Origin of the sequence: Streptomyces sp. NPDC057253 (assembly GCF_042669125.1) — a bacterium.
In the GTDB taxonomy this organism is placed as follows: Bacteria; Actinomycetota; Actinomycetes; order Streptomycetales; family Streptomycetaceae; genus Streptomyces.
Window position 1 is genome coordinate 84,014 of sequence record NZ_JBHUXV010000001.1, and the last position, 18,371, is coordinate 102,384.

An 18,371-nucleotide genomic window follows, 5' to 3' on the forward strand; every position below is an offset into this window, starting at 1 on the left:
CGTCACTTGGGAATTGACGATTCCCGAGGGGTCTCACCCGACCGAAAAGGCGTGGACCGGGAGGCGGTCGTCACGGGACACTGCCGAACTCGGACCGTTACTCCCCATACACACAGGGTCAGGATGCAGACGCCTGAGTTTGAGAAAGTCACACCGCGCAAGGGCGCGGTGCTCCTCGCACTTCGTTACTACGGACGGGAGTTGGCCCGGCTCCGGCGGCTGACGGCTCCCGCCATGCTGCTGTTCGCGCTGGGCGGCATCGGCCTCAACTACATCGCCCCGCTGGTCGTCGCCAAGCTGGCCGGCGCCCTCGCCGACGGCGACGAGTTCACCGCCGGTTCGGCACTGCCGTACGTCCTGGGTTTCGCCGGTGTCCTGCTGCTCGCGGAGGCACTGTGGCGGGTCGCCCTGCACTGCATGAACCGCCTCGACGCCCTCGGCATCGAGCACCTGTCCATCATCGGGATGGACGAACTCTTCACCAAGGACGCCACGTTCTTCCACGACAACTTCGCCGGGTCGCTCACCAAGCGCGTCCTGAGCTTCGCCACCCGCTTCGAGCCGTTCGTCGACACCCTGTGCTTCCAGGTCGTGGGCAACGTCGTGCCGCTGCTGTTCGGCTCGGTGGTGCTGTGGCGCTACGAACCGCTGCTCGTCGTAGGGCTGTTGACGATGATCGCGGTCACGGCGGTGTGCGCGGCCCCGCTCATCCGGCGCCGCCAGGAACTGGTGGCCGAGCGGGAGGCGGCGGTCGCCCGGGTGTCCGGGCATGTCGCCGACAGCCTGATGAACATGGACACCGTCCGGGCGTTCGGCGCCGAGGCCCGTGAGGCCGCCGAGCACCGCTCCCGGGTGGCGACCTCACGCCGGCTCATGCTCAGGTCGTGGGACTACGGCAATCTGCGCATCGACACCTTCGTCGCGCCGATGTCCGTGCTGACCAACGCGCTGGGCCTGCTGCTCGCGGTGACGCTGGGCGGGGGCGAGCACGGCGTGGAGGCGGTGGTGGTCGCCTTCACCTACTACTCCAACGCGACCCGGATCATGTTCGAGTTCAACCAGATCTACCGCAGGCTGGAGAGCTCGATGACGGAGGCCGCGCAGTTCACCGAGCTGCTGTTGAGCCCGCCGACCGTGCTCGATCCGCCGTCGCCCGAGCCGCTGGTGCCCGGGGCCGCCGACGTGTGCTTCGAAGGGGTGCACTTCAGCCACGCGGGGGCGGAGCGGCTCTTCGAGGGGCTCGACCTCGTCGTGCCCGGCGGGACCAAGGTCGGCCTCGTCGGACGCTCCGGCGGCGGCAAGACCACGCTCACCCGGCTGCTGCTGCGGATGCAGGACATCGAGGGCGGCCGGATCCTGATCGGCGGGCAGGACATCAGCCGGCTGCGCCAGCGGGATCTGCGCAGTCTGATGGCCTACGTCCCGCAGGACCCGGCCATGTTCCACCGCACCCTGCGCGACAACATCGCCTTCGCCCGGCCGGACGCCACCGACGCCGAGATCCGCCGTGCCGCCGAGGCGGCCCACGTCACGGAGTTCGCCGACGCGCTGCCGGACGGCTTCGACACGCTGGTGGGGGAGCGGGGCGTGAAACTGTCCGGCGGACAGCGCCAGCGGGTCGCCCTCGCGCGGGCGATCCTGCGGGACGCGCCGATCCTGCTCCTCGACGAGGCGACCAGCGCGCTGGACTCGGAGAGCGAGATCCTCGTCCAGGAGGCGCTGTGGCGGCTCATGGAGGGGCGCACGGCGCTGGTGGTCGCGCACCGGCTGAGCACGGTGGCGGGCATGGACCAGCTCGTGGTCCTCGACCGCGGGCGGATCGTGGAGCAGGGCAGCCACCAGGAACTGCTCGCGCTGGACGGACCGTACGCGAAGCTGTGGCACCACCAGTCGGGCGGCTTCCTCGAAGACGACGCCGTGGCGGCCGAGTTGCACTGAAACGGGGTGAGCGGAGGGGAGGGCTCCGGCTGTCGCGGCCCGGTGAGCAGTGACGCCGGCCGTGAGGCGGTACGGGGTCATCCCGGCGGGCCGGCCGTGGCAGGACGACACGGTGGCCTCGCGGGAAGTCGGCCGTCAGTCTCAACGGGGGTTCCACAAGGGCCGGTTCTGCGCTGCGGCCGCGGCGCGGGGTGCTCACTTCGCGGCCTTCTGGGTCGGCTCGGGAGGGGATCGGCTTCGGTGGCGGCGGCTCCGCGGGGACGCCCTGGTCACTTGGGGTTCGGCGTGGGTGGTCCTTGTGGTTGGCCGCGGCGGCGGTGGCCTGTCCGTGCCTTCTGGGTCGGCTCGGGCGGGGATCGGCTTCGGTGTCGGCGGCTGCGCGCGGGCGTCCTGGCCACTGGGCGGCTGCGCGCGGACGCCCTGGTCACTTGGGGTTCGGCGTCGGTGGTCCTTGTGGTCGGCCGCAGCGGTGACGGCCTGTTCGTGCCTTCTGGGTCGGCTCGGGAGGGGGGCGGCTTCGGTGTCGGCGGCTGCGCGGGGACGTCCTGGTCACTTGGGGTTCGGCGTGGGTGGTCCTTGTGGTCGGCCGCGGCGGCGGTGGCCTGTCCGTGCCTTCCGGGGCGGCTCGGGAGGGGACCCGCTTCGGCGCAGCCGGCTCCGCGTGGACGTGCCCGCTTCCCGGGCTCGGCGTCGATGGTCCTCACGGGCGGCCACTACGGCGACAGTCCTGCTCGCGGACGCGCGGCCTCCCGGCGCTCGCCGTCCGTCCTCACAAGTGGCCGCCGCGGTGAGGGTCTGCGTGCCGCCTACGCTGCCCTCCCCGCGGCCCCGCCCGAGACGGCCCTCTGGGCTTGTGGTGAGGTGACGAGTGCTGCCTGCCCGTGGGTGTCCCGCAGCCCCCGTCGCGGTGTAGCCGATCAGGATCCGTCGCTTCCGCTGCTGGGCCGTCCGATACCTGCCGCAGCCGAAGCCCTCGTTCGATCACCGATGGTCTCGGCCCGGCGAGTCTCAACAGGGCGTCCAGTCAGGGTGATTCGGGCCGTGACCTGGGGGATCCGTCAGTTTGATCGGCTGCGCCACCCGGCGGGACGCCCTCGCGGCCAGGTCGGTTCGGCGTTCACTTCTGCGCCGTTCGCGCCCCGCTCTGTGCGTCGATGGCAGCGCGGCGATCTCGTATGAGTCGTTTTTGGCCTTCCACGGGCGGTGTCCTGATCGGCCGCGCCACCCGGTGATCACCCCGCGGGATGCCGTCCTGCAACCTGGAATTGCTGTCATCGCAGGTCACGAGGCCTGCCTTCGTGATGTAAGCGTGTGCAGCGGTGACGACTCCGCTGCCTCATCTCCAAATCGTAAGCACATATTCCACACATGCCCCCTTGCAGAAGGGTCTCGATGGTCTAGATTGACCTTGCTGCCCATGGTGGGACACGGGGCAACAAATAGTGATCTATGGGTCTGACGCTGCGCAAAGTGAGCAGAAACGTCTCGGCGTCAGTCCCGGGGGTGATGAGCTCTCGGAACCCGAGGGGGGCTTCGGGTGCGGGGCGCATCCGAGGCTTCAGTGGGTTCCCGAACAATTCGAGAGTCTGGCGGAACGTGTAACTCTGCTGCTGCCGAGGTCAGTTCTTTACTCAGTGTTGACCTAGGCATGTCATGCGCAGGGGGCGGTGTGCCCCCTTCAGAGGAACAGCGCGGTGCGGGGCGGGGGCCTGCGAGGAACGGTGCGGGAGGCGGGGGCCTTCCGGAGGGGGGAGGAACGATGTCTGGCAATCACGTCGTACCACTGGGGACCGGGGGGTTTCGGTGCCGGAGGGGGGAATAGTCAGGCCCTTTCCGACGGCGCACGAGCTGACGGACGGGGCGATGAACCAGTCGGCGAACGACTGGGAGCAGCGGTACCGCCGTACCGTGATCACCAGCGACACGGTGACCACCGCCTTCGTGGTGGCAGGGATCGGCGAGTTCTTCGGGGCCCGGGACGCGGCCAACTGGCATGAGAAATGGGGCATTCTCGCCTTCGGCACCGAACTGCTGGTGCTGGGCGCGCTGGCGGTGGGCCGGGCGTGGGCACCGGCCGTGCTCGGCCAGGGTGCCGAGGAGTTCCGCAGGCTCGGACGCTCGCTGTTCGCGGCGACCGTCGTGCTCGCGCTCGGCGGGATCGCCCTGACCTCACGCAACATCAAGCTCTGGATCTTCGTGGCGATCCCCGCCATCGCGCTGGTCACCATGACCGCGCGCTATGTGCTCCGCCTCGGGCTGCACAAGCAGCGCAAGGAAGGGCGGTGTCTGAGACCGGTGCTCGCCGCCGGGAGCCCGGCCACCGTGAGCGACCTGATCAGCCGCACCCGCAAGTTCCCGCACCTCGGATGGCGGGTGGACGGGGTGTGCACGACGGAAGGGCGCGGGCTCGACAGTGACGAACTGGACGGAGTGCCGGTCGTCGGTCAGCTCACGGACGTCGCCAAGTACGTGGAGAACGACGGCTATCGGGTCGTCGCGATCACCCCGGACCCCTACTGGACACCGGACCGGTTGCAGCGCCTCGCCTGGAACCTGGAGGGCAGCGAGGCCGAGATGGTCGTCGCCCCGGTGCTGATGGAGGTGGCCGGCCCGCGGCTGCACGTGGACGGCGTGCTCGGGATCCCGCTGCTGCGGGTCAGCATGCCGACGTTCACCGGGGGCCGGCGGGCCATCAAGGCGGTCGTCGACCGGCTGGGCTCGGCGTTCCTGCTGATCCTGTTCGCGCCGGTGATGGTCTTCGTCGGACTGCTCGTGGTGGCCGACAGCCGGGGCGGGGCGTTCTACCGCCAGCGCCGGGTCGGCAAGGACGGCCGCGAGTTCACCATCCTCAAGTTCCGCACCATGGTCGCCGACGCCGACCGGGTCCGCGCCCAACTGGCCGACCGCAACGAGGGCGCGGGACTGCTGTTCAAGATGCGCCGGGATCCGCGGGTGACCCGGGTCGGCACCGTGCTGCGCCGGTACTCGCTCGACGAACTCCCGCAGCTCTTCAACGTACTCACCGGATCGATGTCGCTCGTCGGTCCGCGCCCTCCGCTGCCGGAGGAGTCCGCCGCGTACGGCCCGGACATCCGGCGGCGACTGCTGGTCAAGCCCGGCCTCACCGGCCTGTGGCAGATCAGCGGACGCAGCGACCTGCCGTGGGAGGAGGCCGTCCGCCTCGACCTGCGGTACGTGGAGGACTGGTCGCTCGCCCTGGACGCGGTGATCTTGTGGAAGACGCTGCGCGCGGTGCTCTACGGCCAGGGGGCCTACTGATGTGCGGGGGGCGCCGTCCGCAGGGCGGGCAGACAGCGGGCCACAAGGGCCCCGCTGGGGGGAGGAACGGGTCATGAGAATCAGCGTGTTCGGGCTCGGCTACGTGGGCTGCGTGTCGGCCGCGTGCCTGGCCGGCATGGGGCACGAGGTCATCGGTGTGGACGTCAACCAGGTGAAGGTCGACCTGGTCAACGACGGCAAGGCCCCGGTGGTCGAGGAGCGGATCGGCGAGCTGACCGCGGAGGTCGTGGCGACCGGAGCGCTGCGCGCCACCACCGACGTCCGCGAGGCGATCATGGGCAGCGAGGTGTCGCTGATCTGCGTCGGCACCCCGTCGGAGCCCAACGGCAGCCTCTGCACCACCTACTTGGAGCGGGTCACCGAGGAGATCGGCGCCGCTCTCGCCGAGCGGGGCGGGCGGCACACCGTGGTGTTCCGCAGCACCATGCTCCCCGGCACCTGTCTGAACCTCCTGGTGCCGATCCTGGAGAAGAACATCGGCGGCACCGCAGGAGTCGATGTCGGCGTTGCGGTCAACCCGGAGTTCCTGCGCGAGGGCACCAGCGTGCGGGACTTCTTCGACCCGCCCAAGACGGTCATCGGCGAGCTCGATCAGGCCAGCGGCGACGTGGTGGCGGCCCTGTACGAGGGCCTGCCCGGCGAGGTGTTCCGGGTACCGGTCCCGACGGCCGAGGCGATCAAGTACGCCGACAACGCGTTCCACGGTCTGAAGATCGGTTTCGCCAACGAGCTGGGCGCGGTGTGCCAGGCGCTCGGGGTGGACTCGCACCAGGTCATGGATGTGTTCCTGGCCGACCGCAAGCTGAACATCAGCCCCGCCTACCTGCGCCCCGGCTTCGCCTTCGGCGGCTCCTGCCTGCCCAAGGACCTGCGCAGCCTGGTGTACGCGGCGCAGCGGGCCGATGTCTCGGTGCCCATCCTCTCCCACGTGCTGGCCTCCAACGCCGACCACCTCCAGCGGGCGGTGGACCTGGTGGAGCGCACCGGCAAGCGCCGGGTGGGCCTGTTCGGGCTGTCCTTCAAGCCCGGCACCGACGACCTCCGCGAGAGCCCGCTCGTCGAGCTGGCGGAGCGGCTCCACGGCAAGGGGTACGACCTGCGGATCCACGACGCCAACGTGAGCCTGTCCCGGCTGATCGGCGCGAACCGCGAGTACATCGAGACCCGGCTGCCGCACCTCGCGCAGCTGCTCGCCGACTCCGTCGAGGACGTGCTCGACCACGCCGAGGTGTGCCTGGTCGGGACCAAGGACCCGGCCGTCCTCGCGGCCCTGCCGCACGGCGGCGACCAGGTGGTCGTCGACCTCATCCGCCTTCCCGACGCCGAGACGCGCCGGACCGAACCGGGATACATGGGCCTTGCTTGGTAACGAAGTCAGCGGCGACGGCACGGGCCGGCGCGCGCTGATCCTGGTGGAGAACCTGTCGGTGCCGTTCGACCGGCGGGTGTGGCAGGAGTGCACGACGCTGCGCGACGCGGGCTGGGAGGTGCACGTCATCTGCCCCCGCGGCGAGAAGCGGGACACGGAGCCGGAGGCGGTGATCGACGGGGTGCGGATCCACCGCTACCCGCTGCGCGCCGCCACCGGAGGCCCGGCCGGCTACCTCCAGGAGTACGGATCGGCGCTGTGGCACACGGCCCGGCTCGCCCGCAAGGTCGGCCCGGTCCACGTGGTCCACGCCTGCAACCCGCCCGACCTGCTGTTCCTCGCGGCGCGCCGGCTCAGGCGGCTCGGCGCGCGGTTCATCTTCGACCAGCACGACCTGGTGCCCGAGCTGTACCTGTCCCGCTTCGACCGCGGCAAGGACCTGCTCTACCGCGCCGTGTGCGCGCTGGAGCGGCGGACCTACCGGGCCGCGGACGTCGTGCTCGCCACCAACGAGAGCTACCGGGACGTCGCCGTCAGCCGCGGCGGCAAGCGGCCCGAGGACGTCTTCGTGGTGCGCAGCGCGCCCCAGATCGAGCGGTTCCAACCGGTGCCGCCCGAGCCGGAGTTGAAGCGCGGCAAGCCCCATCTGCTGTGCTACCTCGGTGTCATGGGCCCGCAGGACGGCGTCGACTACGCCCTGCGCGCCCTCGCCAAGCTGCGCGACGAGTTCGGGCGGACCGACTGGCACGCGGTGTTCGTCGGCTCCGGCGACGCCTTCGACGCGATGGTGGAGCTGTCCCGGCAGCTCGGGCTCAGCGAGCAGGTGCAGTTCACCGGGCGCATCCCGGACGCCGACCTGCTGCGCTACCTGTCCACCGCGGACGTGTGCCTGTCTCCCGACCCGCGCAATCCGCTCAACGACGTGTCGACCATGAACAAGGTCCTGGAGTACATGGCCATGGGCCGGCCGATCGTCTCCTTCGACCTGAAGGAGGCGCGCGTCTCCGCCGGTGACGCCGCCGTCTACGCGCCCGCCAATGACGAGGCCCGGTTCGCCGAGCTCATCACGGTGCTGCTGGACGACCCGGACCAGCGGGCCCGGATGGGCAAGATCGGCCAGGAGCGGATCGGCGGGCAGCTTTCCTGGCGCAACTCGCAGGAGTCGCTGCTCGCCGCCTATGCCGCCGCGTGCCAGGACCGCGACGCGGTCCCGGCGAGCGGTCCGGTGCGCACGAGGAAGAAGAGGCAGCGCAGTTGAACCAAGACACCATCCGCCTTGTCACGATCGGGCGGATACTTCGGCGGCGGTGGCGGCTTCTGGCCGTCATCGCCGTGGTGGGCGCACTGTTCGGTTACGGCACCTCGGTGCTGGTGTTCCCGCCGAGATACACCGCGTCGGCACCGGTACTGCTGCCAGGGGTGTGGGAGGAGCGGGAGCTGCTCACCCAGGTCGAGATCGCCACGAGTCTGACCGTGGTCGACCGTGCGGCCGACGCCCTGCACTGGTCCGACGTCAGCCGCTCCGACCTGCGGGACGACGTGAGCGCCTCGGCCGCCGACGGGAACATCATCACGATCTCCGGTACGGCCGACACCCCGGAGCGCGCGCAGCGGCTCGCCGACGGGGTGGCCCAGCAGTTCGTGCAGTTCGCCGCGCAGGTCGCGGGCAGCGGCGCCGACTCCTCGGTGGCCGCGCAGACCGAGGCGCTGCGCAAGCAGGTGGCGGAGACCAACCGGCGCATCTCCGACCTCGCCGAGGCGGCCGACCCGGGACAGACCGTGGAGAGCGTGCAGTCCCGCACGGCGCTCGAGAACCTGCGCACCTCGCTGGAGGCGGCCATGAAGAAGCTGGAGGAGGCCGACCCCTCGACCAGCAAGTCCGGCATGGTCGTCATGGGGCAGGCCCCCCGGCCCACCGGTGAGGCGCCGCCCACCAGGATTCAGCTCATCGTCGGCGGGGCGCTGGTGTTCTTCCTGCTCGGGGTCGTCGGCCATCTGGTCGCCGCACGGATGAACCGACGGCTGCGCACCGAACCCGAGATCGCCGCGGCACTGGGCTCGGCGCCGCTCGGCGCCGTGGACGTGGCCGGTGAATGGCCCGTGCACGGGACGGAGAGCGGGGGCCGGATACGCCGGCTCCTCGGGGCCGACACCCCCTGGGACGAACCGGATCCGCAGACATCCGGCGACGAGGCCGCCAGACGGCTCCGCTACCGGCGGGTCTGTGCCCGCATCCGCGAGGAGCTGCCGGCTCCCCGGCGGCTCCTGGTCGTCGTACCGGGCGGCGACGAGGTCGCCCGCCGTGCCGCGGGACAGCTCGTCGCCGAGGCCAAGAACGATCCGCAGCTGCGGGTGGTGGAGGTGTCGGTGGACCGGCCGATCGTGCCGGACCGAGGAACGGAGAACGGTGTCGTGGTGGTCCTCAGCGCGAACAGCCGGACCGCGGAGGAGCTCGCCGGCATCGCCGAGGCGTGCGCGGACGGCCGGCACGACGTCGTCGGAGTCGTCGTCGCGGGCCCGGTCCAGGCAGGTCCCGCGCGTTCCACCGCCGACCTGCCGGACGACGCGACGCTGACGTTCGCGGTCCCCGGCCGCGCGACGGGAGGTCGGGCGTGACGACGAACACCACGTCACCCGAGTCGGCCGCCACCCCGCTCGTGGACCTCCAGGCCCTGGTGGTGGCGGTCCGCAGGCGCCGTCGCCTGTGGTGCGCCATGGCGGTCCTGGGCTTTGTGGCCGGCCTGGCCGTGGCGGTCCTGCTGCCGCCGCCGCCGAGCGCGACGACCAAGGTGCTGGTCGCCCACGCGGAGGACCAGCCGAACGACACCGGAACACTGATCCGCACCGACGTCGCGCTGCTCCAGACCACGCGCATCGCCGACGCGGCCCTGAAGGCCCTCAAGTCCCCGGAGAAGCCCGAGGACTTCATGAAGGACTACCGGGGCACCGGCCTCACCAACAACCTGCTCCAGATCGAGGTGTCCGGCGACGACGACGCGCAGGCGGTGGCCCGGGCCAAGGCGCTGGCCGACGCCTTCGTCGCCGACCACGTGCAGCGGATGAAGGCAACCGCGCAGGCCGAGTCCAAGGCCCTGCTCGACCAGCGCGACCGCACGCGCGACGAACTCGCCACGGTCAACAAGCAGATCAACGAACGAGCCGCGACCGGCGACACGACGGGGGCGGCGAGCCTCGAGTCGCTCTACGCCCGCCGGGCCGAACTCAACTCGCGGATCTCCGACTTCGACGCGCGCGCCGCCGACGCCCGCACCGGCACGCCCGCGGTCGTCGCCGGCACGGAGATCGTGGACGCGCCGAGCGCGGTACGGCACTCCCTGCCCAAGGCCGCCGCCACGGACGCCGGGATCGGGCTGGTCCTCGGTCTCTTCCTCGGGCTCGCGCTGGCCGCGGTCGGCGTGGTGGTCGCGGACCGTCCCGTCCTGCGCCGGGACATCGCGGCGAACCTGGGTGCCTCGGTCATCTCCGAGCTGCCCCGCCGGTCGGGCCGGCCCTGGCAGCGCCGGCGGACCCGGCTGGCCCGCGAACGGCTCACCACGTCCCTGGCCCGCACCGCACGCGGCTCCGCGCAGCCGCTGTCGCTGCTGGAACTGGGCTGTGCGCGCAGCACCAGCGCCATCGCCCTGAACGTCGCCAGGGCACTGGCGGCCGACGGCCCCGTGGTCGTCGTCGACGGTCTGCCGGGCTCGGAGCTCTCCCGCCGCCGCTCGAAGCCGGGCGACCCCACCGTGGTCAGCGGCCGAGAGGCCGCGACGGTGCCGGACCACGGGCGACTGCTCGGCGTCGGCTCGGTGGCACCCGGCACCGCGTGGACCGACCTCCAGTACCTCGGTACCCAGACCGTGCTCGTGGTGCGGGCCGGACACGGCAGCGCCGCCTGGCTGCACACCGTGGCGCGGCAACTCGCGGACCAGCGCATCACGGTGGTCGGTGTGGTGCTGATCGACCCCGATCCGCGGGACCGCACCGACGGCACCCTCTGGGACGGCCTGCACGTCGCGCTGCGGGGACACAGTGAGCGCACGTCCCGGCAGAACGGGAACGGCCAGGTGAAGACGGAGCGACAGCCGATGTGGGCCGCACACGTCCCGGACAGCGACCAGGAGGTGCGGTAGCACATGTGTGGCATCGCAGGGACGTACCGATGGCCGGACGGCAAGATCGTGACCGACCGGCTCACCGAGACCCTCGCCCACCGCGGCCCCGACGGGGCGGGACGCTACGGCCACCCCGTCGGTGACGGCGAGGTCCAGCTCGGGCACCGCCGGCTGTCCATCGTCGACCTGTCCGAGACCGGCGCCCAGCCGATGGTCAAGGATAGCCTCGTCCTGACGTACAACGGCGAGCTGTACAACGCGCCCGAGCTGCGTACCGAACTGGAGGCCGCCGGGGTGCGCTTCCGGGGTACCTCCGACACCGAGGTGCTGCTTGAGGCCTGGCGGCGCTGGGGCACGGACTGCCTGCCCCGGCTGCGCGGCATGTTCGCGTTCGGCGTCTTCGACGAGCGCACCGGCGAACTGGTGCTGGTCCGCGACCAGTTGGGCATCAAGCCGCTGTTCCTGATCCGGCGTGGCGAGGGTCTGGCCTTCGCCTCCGAGCTCAAGGCGCTCGCCGCCGCGACCGGCGGAAAGCTGGAGGTGGACCATGCGGCGCTGGTGGCCTCGCTGCTCTACTACTGGGTGCCGGACACCCGGTGCGCGTTCCGCGAGGCGGAGAAGCTGCCGCCGGGGAGCTGGCTGCGGATCCGCCCCGACGGCCGGGTGGAGCGCGGCCGGTTCTGGAACCTGAAGGACGTCGCCGCCGAGGGCCAGGAACGGGCCCGGACCGGTGAACTGCCGGACCTGGCCGCCATCGTCGAGGAGTCGACCCGCAAGCACCTGCTCGCCGACGTCCCCGTGGCGACCTTCCTGTCCGGCGGCCTCGACTCCAGCTGGCTGACCGCCCTCGCGGCCCGCCACCAGCCGGGGATCTCCGCCTACACGATCGGGTTCCGCGCCGAGGACGCCCGGTTCGAGGCCATGCCCGACGACCTGCGCTACGCCCGGCAGGTGGCCCAGCAGTTCGGCGTCGACCTCCACGAGATCGAGATCGCCCCGAACGTGCTCGACCTGCTGCCGCAGATGACGTACTCCCTGGACGAGCCGATCGGCGACCCCGCGGCGATCAACACCTTCCTGATCTGCCAGGCCGCCCGCGAGGCCGGCGTCAAGGTGATGCTCTCGGGGATGGGCGCCGACGAACTGTTCGCCGGGTACCGCAAGCACCTGGCCAACCTGATCGCCCTGCGCTACCAGCGCGTCCCGCGGCCGCTGCGGCGCGGGGCGTCCGCGGTCGTGGACCGGCTGCCGGTCGCCACGTCCCGCCGGGGGCTGCGCTCGGTGCGCTTCGCGAAGCGGTTCCTGTCCTTCGCCGATCTGCCGGAGGAGACCGCGTTCCGGCGCAGCTACACCATGTACGACCAGGACGACCTGCTCGCCCTGGTCGATCCGGACCTCGCCGGGACGGTCGACGACGTGCTGACCGAGCACGCGGACATCTACCAGGACAACGAGCTCGACGACTTCGTCAACCGCATGTGCCTGGGCGATGCCCGGATGTTCCTGCCGGGCCTGAACCTCACCTACACGGACCGCTCCAGCATGGCCGCGTCGACCGAGGTGCGGGTGCCGTACGTGGACGTCGAGGTGGTCAAGGCGGCGTTCGCCGTGCCCGGCAACCGCAAGATCGTCGGGCGGCAGGGCAAGGCCGTGCTCAAGGAGGCGGCCACCTCGATCCTTCCCCGGGAGATCGTCTACCGGCCCAAGGGCCTGTTCAGCGCCCCGCTGCGGGCCTGGATGAGCCGGGACCTGGCACCGCTGGTGCGCGAGGTGGTCAACGACGGCGAGCTCGTCCGCTCGGGGTTCCTGCGCAAGGACGCGCTGAACCGGATGGTCGCCGAGGACGCCGCCGGGCAGCAGGACTTCTCCAAGCATCTGTGGCATGTGCTGACCCTCGAGTACTGGTACCGCGACGCGACCTCCCCGTCCGGCCAGAACACTCGGCAAACGGCTTAGGAATCAGGGGACTTCGGTGAAACAGGTCGTACAGAACTACAAGAGCGGCGAGCTGGCGGTGCTCGACGTGCCGGTGCCCGGGTGCAAGCCGGGAGGCGTGCTGGTCCGCACCGTCTACTCGCTGATCTCCACCGGCACCGAGATGATGAAGGTGTCCGAGGCCGGCATGTCGATGCTGGGCAAGGCCCGTTCCCGCCCCGACCAGGTGGCCAAGGTCATGCAGAGCGTGGCCACCAACGGGGTGCCCGCCACGTACCGCAAGGTGATGGGCAAGCTGGACTCCTACACGCCGCTGGGCTACTCGCTGTGCGGCGTGGTCGAGCAGGTCGGCGCCGGCATCGACGACGTGAAGGTCGGCGACCTGGTGGCCTGCGCCGGCAACGAGCACGCGCTGCACGCCGAGCTGAACTGGGTGCCGAAGAACCTCTACGTCCCGGTGCCGGACGGCCTCGCGCCGCAGCACGCGGCCTTCGGCACCGTCGGCTCGATCGCTCTCCAGGGCGTCCGCCAGGGCGAGCCGCAGCTCGGCGAGGTCGCCCTGGTCATCGGCCTCGGGCTGATCGGCCAGCTGGTGGTGCAGCTCCTGGCCGCCGCCGGAGTCCGCGTCGTCGGCGCCGACCCCGACCCGGCGCGCTGCGAGCTCGCCGAGCGCCTGGGCGCCGCGGCCTGCGGCGACCCCGCCTCCACCGCCGTGGAGAACGCCGTCGCCGAACTCACCGACGGACACGGCGTGGACCAGGTGTACCTGGCCGCCGGCGGCGGCAGCAACCAGCCCGTCGAACTGGCCGCCAAGCTGGCCCGGGACCGCGGCCGGGTCATCGACATCGGCAAGTGCCGCCTCGACCTGCCGTGGAACGCGTACTACGAGAAGGAACTCGACGTCCGCTTCTCCCGTAGCTACGGCCCCGGGCGCTACGACCCGTCGTACGAGCTGGAGGGCCGCGACTACCCGATCGGCTACGTCCGCTGGACCGAGCGCCGCAACCTGGGGTGCTTCCTGGACCTCGCCGCCCGCGGCAAGGTCGACGTGGAGCCGCTGATCTCCCACGTCGCCGACTTCGACGACGCCGTGGAGACCTACCGGCGCCTCAAGGACGGCGAGCTGAAGGCCGTCACCGCGCTGTTCCGGTACCCGGAGCAGGCTGAGGAGGCGCAGGAGGCGAAGGCCCCGTCGGTCACCGTCCCCGCGGTCGAGGTGAAGGCCGCTCCGGCCCGCGCCGCCAAGGCGCAGGTGAAGCTGGCGTTCGTCGGCGCCGGCAACTACGCGACGTCGATGCTGCTGCCGCACCTCGCCCAGCGCGAGGGCGTCGAGCTGTCGACCGTCGTCACCACGACGGCGCTGTCCGCGGCCAACGCACAGCGCAAGTTCGGCTTCAAGGAGGCCACCACCGACCTCGACGCCGTGCTCGGCGACAAGTCCGTCGACGCGGTGTTCGTGGTCACCCGGCACAGCTCGCACGCCGCACTGACCCGGCAGGCCCTCCTCGCCGGCAAGACCGTGTTCGTGGAGAAGCCCCTGGCGCTCACCGAGGACGAGCTGTCCGGCGTGCTCGCGGCGGTGGAGGAGTCCGGCAACGACCGGCTCCAGGTGGGCTTCAACCGCCGCTTCGCACCGCTGCTCCAGGAGGCCAGGAACCACTTCGGCGCCCGGAGCGGTCCGGCGCACCTGCGCTACCTGGTCAACGCGGGACGCCTCGACCACGGCAGCTGGTACCTCCAGCAGGGCTCCGAGGGCTCGCGGTTCGTGGGCGAGGGCGGACACTTCATCGACACGGCGAGCTGGCTGCTCGACGCCGACCCGGTCTCGGTGTACGCGACCGCCACGTCCGGCAACGAGGACCTCCAGGTCGTGCTGCGCTACCCGGACGACTCCACCGCCACCATCAGCTACGTCACCAGCGGCCCCTCCGGCTTCCCCAAGGAGACGCTGGACCTGGTCGCGGACGGCCGCGCGCTGCGGCTCGACGACTTCGTACGGGCCTCGGTGTACGGCCGTAAGAAGTGGGTCAGTTCGCGGCTGCCCAAGGCCCGGGACAAGGGCCAGAACGCCGAACTGGCCGCGTTCGTCAAGGCGGTGCGCACCGGCGGGCCGATGCCGGTGCCGCTGGAGTCCCTGGTCGCCACCACGGCGGCCACCCTCGCCGTGCAGGCCGGCCTGGCCGGTGGTGTGCCGGTGACGTTGGCGAGGCCCTGATGACGATGAGCGTGGGCTGGTACCTCCGGCGGCTGTCCCGGATGGGGCCGCAGGAGGTCGCGGGCCGGGTGGGCGACACCCTGCGCAGACGGCGCTGGCGGGCGACGCCGCCCGACTGCCCGAGCGTGACCGGCGCCCGGTTCCCCGCGGTGCTGCCCGCCGGCACGATCGCCGCCGTACCCGCGGACGCCGCGAAGCGGCTCGTCGCCGAGGCGGACCGGCTGATGGACGGGCACGCCGAGTTCTTCGGCGTGCTCCGCGACGACCTGGCCGCCCCGGACTGGTGGTTCGACCCGAAGACCGGGCGGCGGGCCCCCGCGGGCTACGCCTTCGACGTGCCGTACCGCAGCGAGGACGCGGTCGGGGACATCAAGCAGATCTGGGAGCCGTCCCGGCACCAGTACCTCACCCAGCTCGCGGCCGCCTACGCGATCACCGGGAACGAGCGGTACGCCGAGCGCGTGGCCGAGCACCTGCGGTCGTGGTGGGAGGCCAACCCGCCGCTGCGCGGAGTCCATTGGCTCAGCGGTATCGAACTGGGCATCCGGCTGCTGTCCTGGGTGTGGGTCCGCCGGCTGCTCGACGGCTGGCCGGGCGCGGTCGAGCTGTTCGAGGACAACCCGGTGGCGCGCAACCAGATCTGGCACCACCAGCGCTGGCTGGCCGCCTTCCCCAGCCGGGGCTCCTCGGCGAACAACCACGTCATCGCCGAGGCCGCCGGTCAGTTCGCCGCGGCCTGCGCGTTCGACTGGTTCCCCGCCTCGACCCGCTGGCGCGCCGACGCACTGCGCTCGCTGGACCGGCAGCTGCGCGCCAACACCTACGGCTCCGGCCTCAACCGCGAGCTGGCCACCGAGTACCACGGTCTCGTCCTGGAGCTCGGCCTGGCCGCGCTGGCCGAGGCGGACGCCGCCGAAGTGCCGGTCCCCGCGACCGTCCGCCTGGTGCTGCTGCGCATGACCGACGCGCTCGCCGCCGTCGTGGACAACCGGCTGCGGCCGCCCCGTCAGGGGGACGCCGACGACGGGCACGGACTGATCGTGGACGGCGCGGGCACCGACCGCTGGGCCTCGCTGCTGGCCACCGGGGACGCCCTGTTCGGCCGGCTCGACTGGTGGCCCGAGGTGACCGCCACCGATGTGCGCACCCCGCTGCTGGCCGCGCTCATCAAGCCGTACGCGAAAAACGGAACCGGACCGGCCGTGTCCCGCCCGGCGACCAGGCCCGCCCACTTCGCCGACGCCGGCATGACGATCCTGCGCGGCCCGGAGGAGATCTGGGTCCGCTGCGACGGCGGCCCGCACGGCTTCCTGTCCATCGCCGCGCACGCCCACGCGGACGCGCTGTCCGTGGAGGCCCGGCACGACGGCGTCGACGTGCTCGCCGACCCGGGGACGTACTGCTACCACGGGCAGCCCGAGTGGCGGCAGTACTTCCGCTCGACCCTCGGCCACAACACCCTCCAGCTGGACGGCGCCGACCAGTCCGTCTCCGGCGGCCCGTTCCTGTGGACCCGGCACGCGCAGAGCCGGGTCCTGACGGCGGAAGCGGCCCGCTGGAGCGCCGAACACGACGGCTACCAGGGCTCCGTGCACCGGCGGCGGGTGGAACTGACCGCCGAGACGCAGGAGTTGAGGATCGTCGACGAGGTGCGCGGCCCGCGCCGGGAGGCACGCCTGGCGTTCCACCTCGGCCCGGCGATCACCGCAGAGCTGACCGGGAACCGGGCCCGGCTCACCTGGACCCGCGACGGCGAGGACCGCTCAGCCGTCCTCGAACTGCCCGCGCACCTGTCCTGGCAGGCGCACCGCGGCGAGACCGACCCCCCGCTGGGCTGGTACTCCGCCGGATTCGGACGCAAGGAACCCGCCACCACCCTGATCGGCACCGGCTCCACCGACGGTACGGAGGGTTTCACCACCGTGCTCAGGTTCGGCGGCTAGGGGGGCACGTGGGGATCAAGAGGCGGCCCTGGGCGTGGGCGGTGGCACCGCTCGCGCTGGCCCTGCTGGCGGTGACCGGCTGTGACAGCGGCACGCCGGGAGCCGACGCCAAACCGACCGCCGTGCCGACCACGTCCGGGGCCCGGTCCGAGGCCCTGGCCCGGGTGTGCGCCAACCCCGCAGCCGGGCCGACCGAGGCACCGGCGGGTGCGGTGACGGTCGACCCCGCGAAGGTCGGCGACCTGGCGGCCAAGACCAGGAAGAGCCCCCCGAACACCACGTTCTGGCTCCGGCCGGGCAAGCACCGGCTCGACCCGGACCGCTACGCCCAGGTCGTCCCGAAGAAGGGGGACCGCTACCTCGGTGCGCCGGGCGCGGTGCTCGACGGCGGGAAGAAGAACCAGTACGCGTTCAGCGGCGGCGCCCCCGACGTCACCATCCGCTACCTGACCGTGCAGGGTTTCGTCGCGCCGTCCGACGAGGGCGTGGTCAACCACGACTCGGCCGACGGATGGGTCATCGAGGACTCGACGATCCAGAACAACTCCGGTGCCGGGCTGATGGCCGGTGCCCGCCAGCAGGTCCGCGGCAACTGCCTGCGCGACAACGGCCAGTACGGCATGAACGCCTACAAGGGCAACGGCCGTATCACCGGACTGGTGGTCGAGGGCAACGAGATCGTGGGCAACAACACCGGCGACTGGGAGCGGCGCAAGCCGGGCTGCGGCTGCACCGGAGGCGTCAAGTTCTGGGCCGTGGACGGCGCCGACGTCCGCGGGAACTGGGTGCACGACAACCGGGGGACCGGGTTGTGGGCGGACACCAACAACAACGACTTCCTCATCGAGAACAACGTGATCGAGGCCAACGACGGTGCCGCACTCATCTACGAGATCAGCTACAACGCGATCATCAGGAACAACACGATCCGGCGGAACAACTGGGTCGAGGGCCGCAAGGCGGCCGACAAGGGCGACAGCTTCCCGTTCGCGACGATCTACCTGTCCGAGTCGGGCGGCGAACCACGGATCAAGGCCCGCACCGACAAGATCGACATCTACGGGAACCTGCTGGAGAACAACTGGTCCGGGATCACCCTGTGGGAGAACGCCGACCGGTTCTGCAACAGCCCGGCCAACACCTCCTCCGGTGACTGCACGTTGCTGGTGAAGAAGACGAGCAGCTGCGCGAAGCCGGCGATCGCCAAGGCGCCGCTCTACTCCGACTGCCGGTGGAAGACCCAGCGGGTGGACATCCACGACAACCGCTTCGTGCTGGACATGTCCGTCGTCAAGTGCACGACCAAGTGCGACCGGATGGCGGTGCTCTCCAACTACGGCACCTACCCGGACTGGTCGCCGTACAAGGGCGAGGCCGTGGCCGACGCGATCACCACCGGGCAGCACAACCGCTGGCGCGACAACGTGTACGTCGGACTCTGGAAGTTCGTCGCCCACGACCCGGCCACGGTCCTCGACTTCACGCAATGGCAGGGCACGCCGTACCGCCAGGACACGGGCAGCACCCTCGCCCCCGACCCGAAGGCCGGTGGCTGA

At 71.4% G+C, this 18,371-nt stretch carries 10 protein-coding genes; all 10 read left to right on the forward strand.

Going from position 1 to position 18,371, the window contains the following annotated elements:
- Positions 1-123: 123 nt before the first annotated feature.
- The 10 genes from ACFULQ_RS00390 to ACFULQ_RS00435 all read left to right on the forward strand — a co-directional run bounded on the left by ACFULQ_RS00390 (position 124) and on the right by ACFULQ_RS00435 (position 18,371).
- On the forward strand, positions 124-1,938 hold the full coding sequence (locus ACFULQ_RS00390) for an ABC transporter ATP-binding protein (protein WP_383536065.1): 1,815 nt from the start codon (positions 124-126) through the stop codon (positions 1,936-1,938).
- Positions 1,939-3,846: 1,908 nt separating this feature from the next.
- The gene (locus ACFULQ_RS00395; protein ID WP_383536315.1) at positions 3,847-5,217 is read left to right on the forward strand and encodes a sugar transferase; all 1,371 of its coding nucleotides are present in this window, start codon (positions 3,847-3,849) and stop codon (positions 5,215-5,217) included.
- Between the two features lie 73 nt (positions 5,218-5,290).
- Positions 5,291-6,607, forward strand: a complete 1,317-nt coding sequence (locus tag ACFULQ_RS00400) for a nucleotide sugar dehydrogenase (protein WP_383536067.1) — start codon at positions 5,291-5,293, stop codon at positions 6,605-6,607.
- Complete coding sequence (locus ACFULQ_RS00405) at positions 6,597-7,865, forward strand: glycosyltransferase family 4 protein (protein ID WP_383536068.1); 1,269 nt, start codon at positions 6,597-6,599, stop codon at positions 7,863-7,865. Before ACFULQ_RS00400 ends, ACFULQ_RS00405 begins: the two co-directional genes overlap by 11 nt.
- Positions 7,862-9,223 (forward strand): Wzz/FepE/Etk N-terminal domain-containing protein, encoded by a 1,362-nt coding sequence (locus ACFULQ_RS00410; protein ID WP_383536070.1) that lies wholly within the window; start codon positions 7,862-7,864, stop codon positions 9,221-9,223. The genes ACFULQ_RS00405 and ACFULQ_RS00410 overlap by 4 nt, the downstream gene beginning before the upstream one ends.
- Positions 9,220-10,740, forward strand: a complete 1,521-nt coding sequence (locus tag ACFULQ_RS00415) for a Wzz/FepE/Etk N-terminal domain-containing protein (RefSeq protein WP_383536072.1) — start codon at positions 9,220-9,222, stop codon at positions 10,738-10,740. The genes ACFULQ_RS00410 and ACFULQ_RS00415 overlap by 4 nt, the downstream gene beginning before the upstream one ends.
- A gap of 3 nt (positions 10,741-10,743) precedes the next feature.
- A complete protein-coding gene (gene asnB / locus ACFULQ_RS00420; protein ID WP_383536074.1) occupies positions 10,744-12,678 on the forward strand; it encodes an asparagine synthase (glutamine-hydrolyzing) in 1,935 nt (644 codons plus the stop codon).
- A 16-nt stretch (positions 12,679-12,694) separates the two neighbouring features.
- A complete protein-coding gene (locus ACFULQ_RS00425; protein WP_383536076.1) occupies positions 12,695-14,872 on the forward strand; it encodes a bi-domain-containing oxidoreductase in 2,178 nt (725 codons plus the stop codon).
- A complete protein-coding gene (locus tag ACFULQ_RS00430; RefSeq protein ID WP_383536078.1) occupies positions 14,872-16,815 on the forward strand; it encodes an alginate lyase family protein in 1,944 nt (647 codons plus the stop codon). Before ACFULQ_RS00425 ends, ACFULQ_RS00430 begins: the two co-directional genes overlap by 1 nt.
- An 8-nt stretch (positions 16,816-16,823) precedes the next feature.
- Positions 16,824-18,371: a right-handed parallel beta-helix repeat-containing protein gene (locus tag ACFULQ_RS00435; RefSeq protein WP_383536080.1), complete on the forward strand. Its 1,548-nt coding sequence runs from the start codon at positions 16,824-16,826 to the stop codon at positions 18,369-18,371.

Bases quoted from the DNA above. Each gene is read 5' to 3' on its own strand.
- ACFULQ_RS00390 (WP_383536065.1), top strand. From the start codon at position 124: ATGCAGACGCCTGAGTTTGAGAAAGTCACACCGCGCAAGGGCGCGGTG.
- ACFULQ_RS00400 (WP_383536067.1), top strand. From the start codon at position 5,291: ATGAGAATCAGCGTGTTCGGGCTCGGCTACGTGGGCTGCGTGTCGGCC.
- asnB (WP_383536074.1), top strand. From the start codon at position 10,744: ATGTGTGGCATCGCAGGGACGTACCGATGGCCGGACGGCAAGATCGTG.
- ACFULQ_RS00430 (WP_383536078.1), top strand. From the start codon at position 14,872: ATGACGATGAGCGTGGGCTGGTACCTCCGGCGGCTGTCCCGGATGGGG.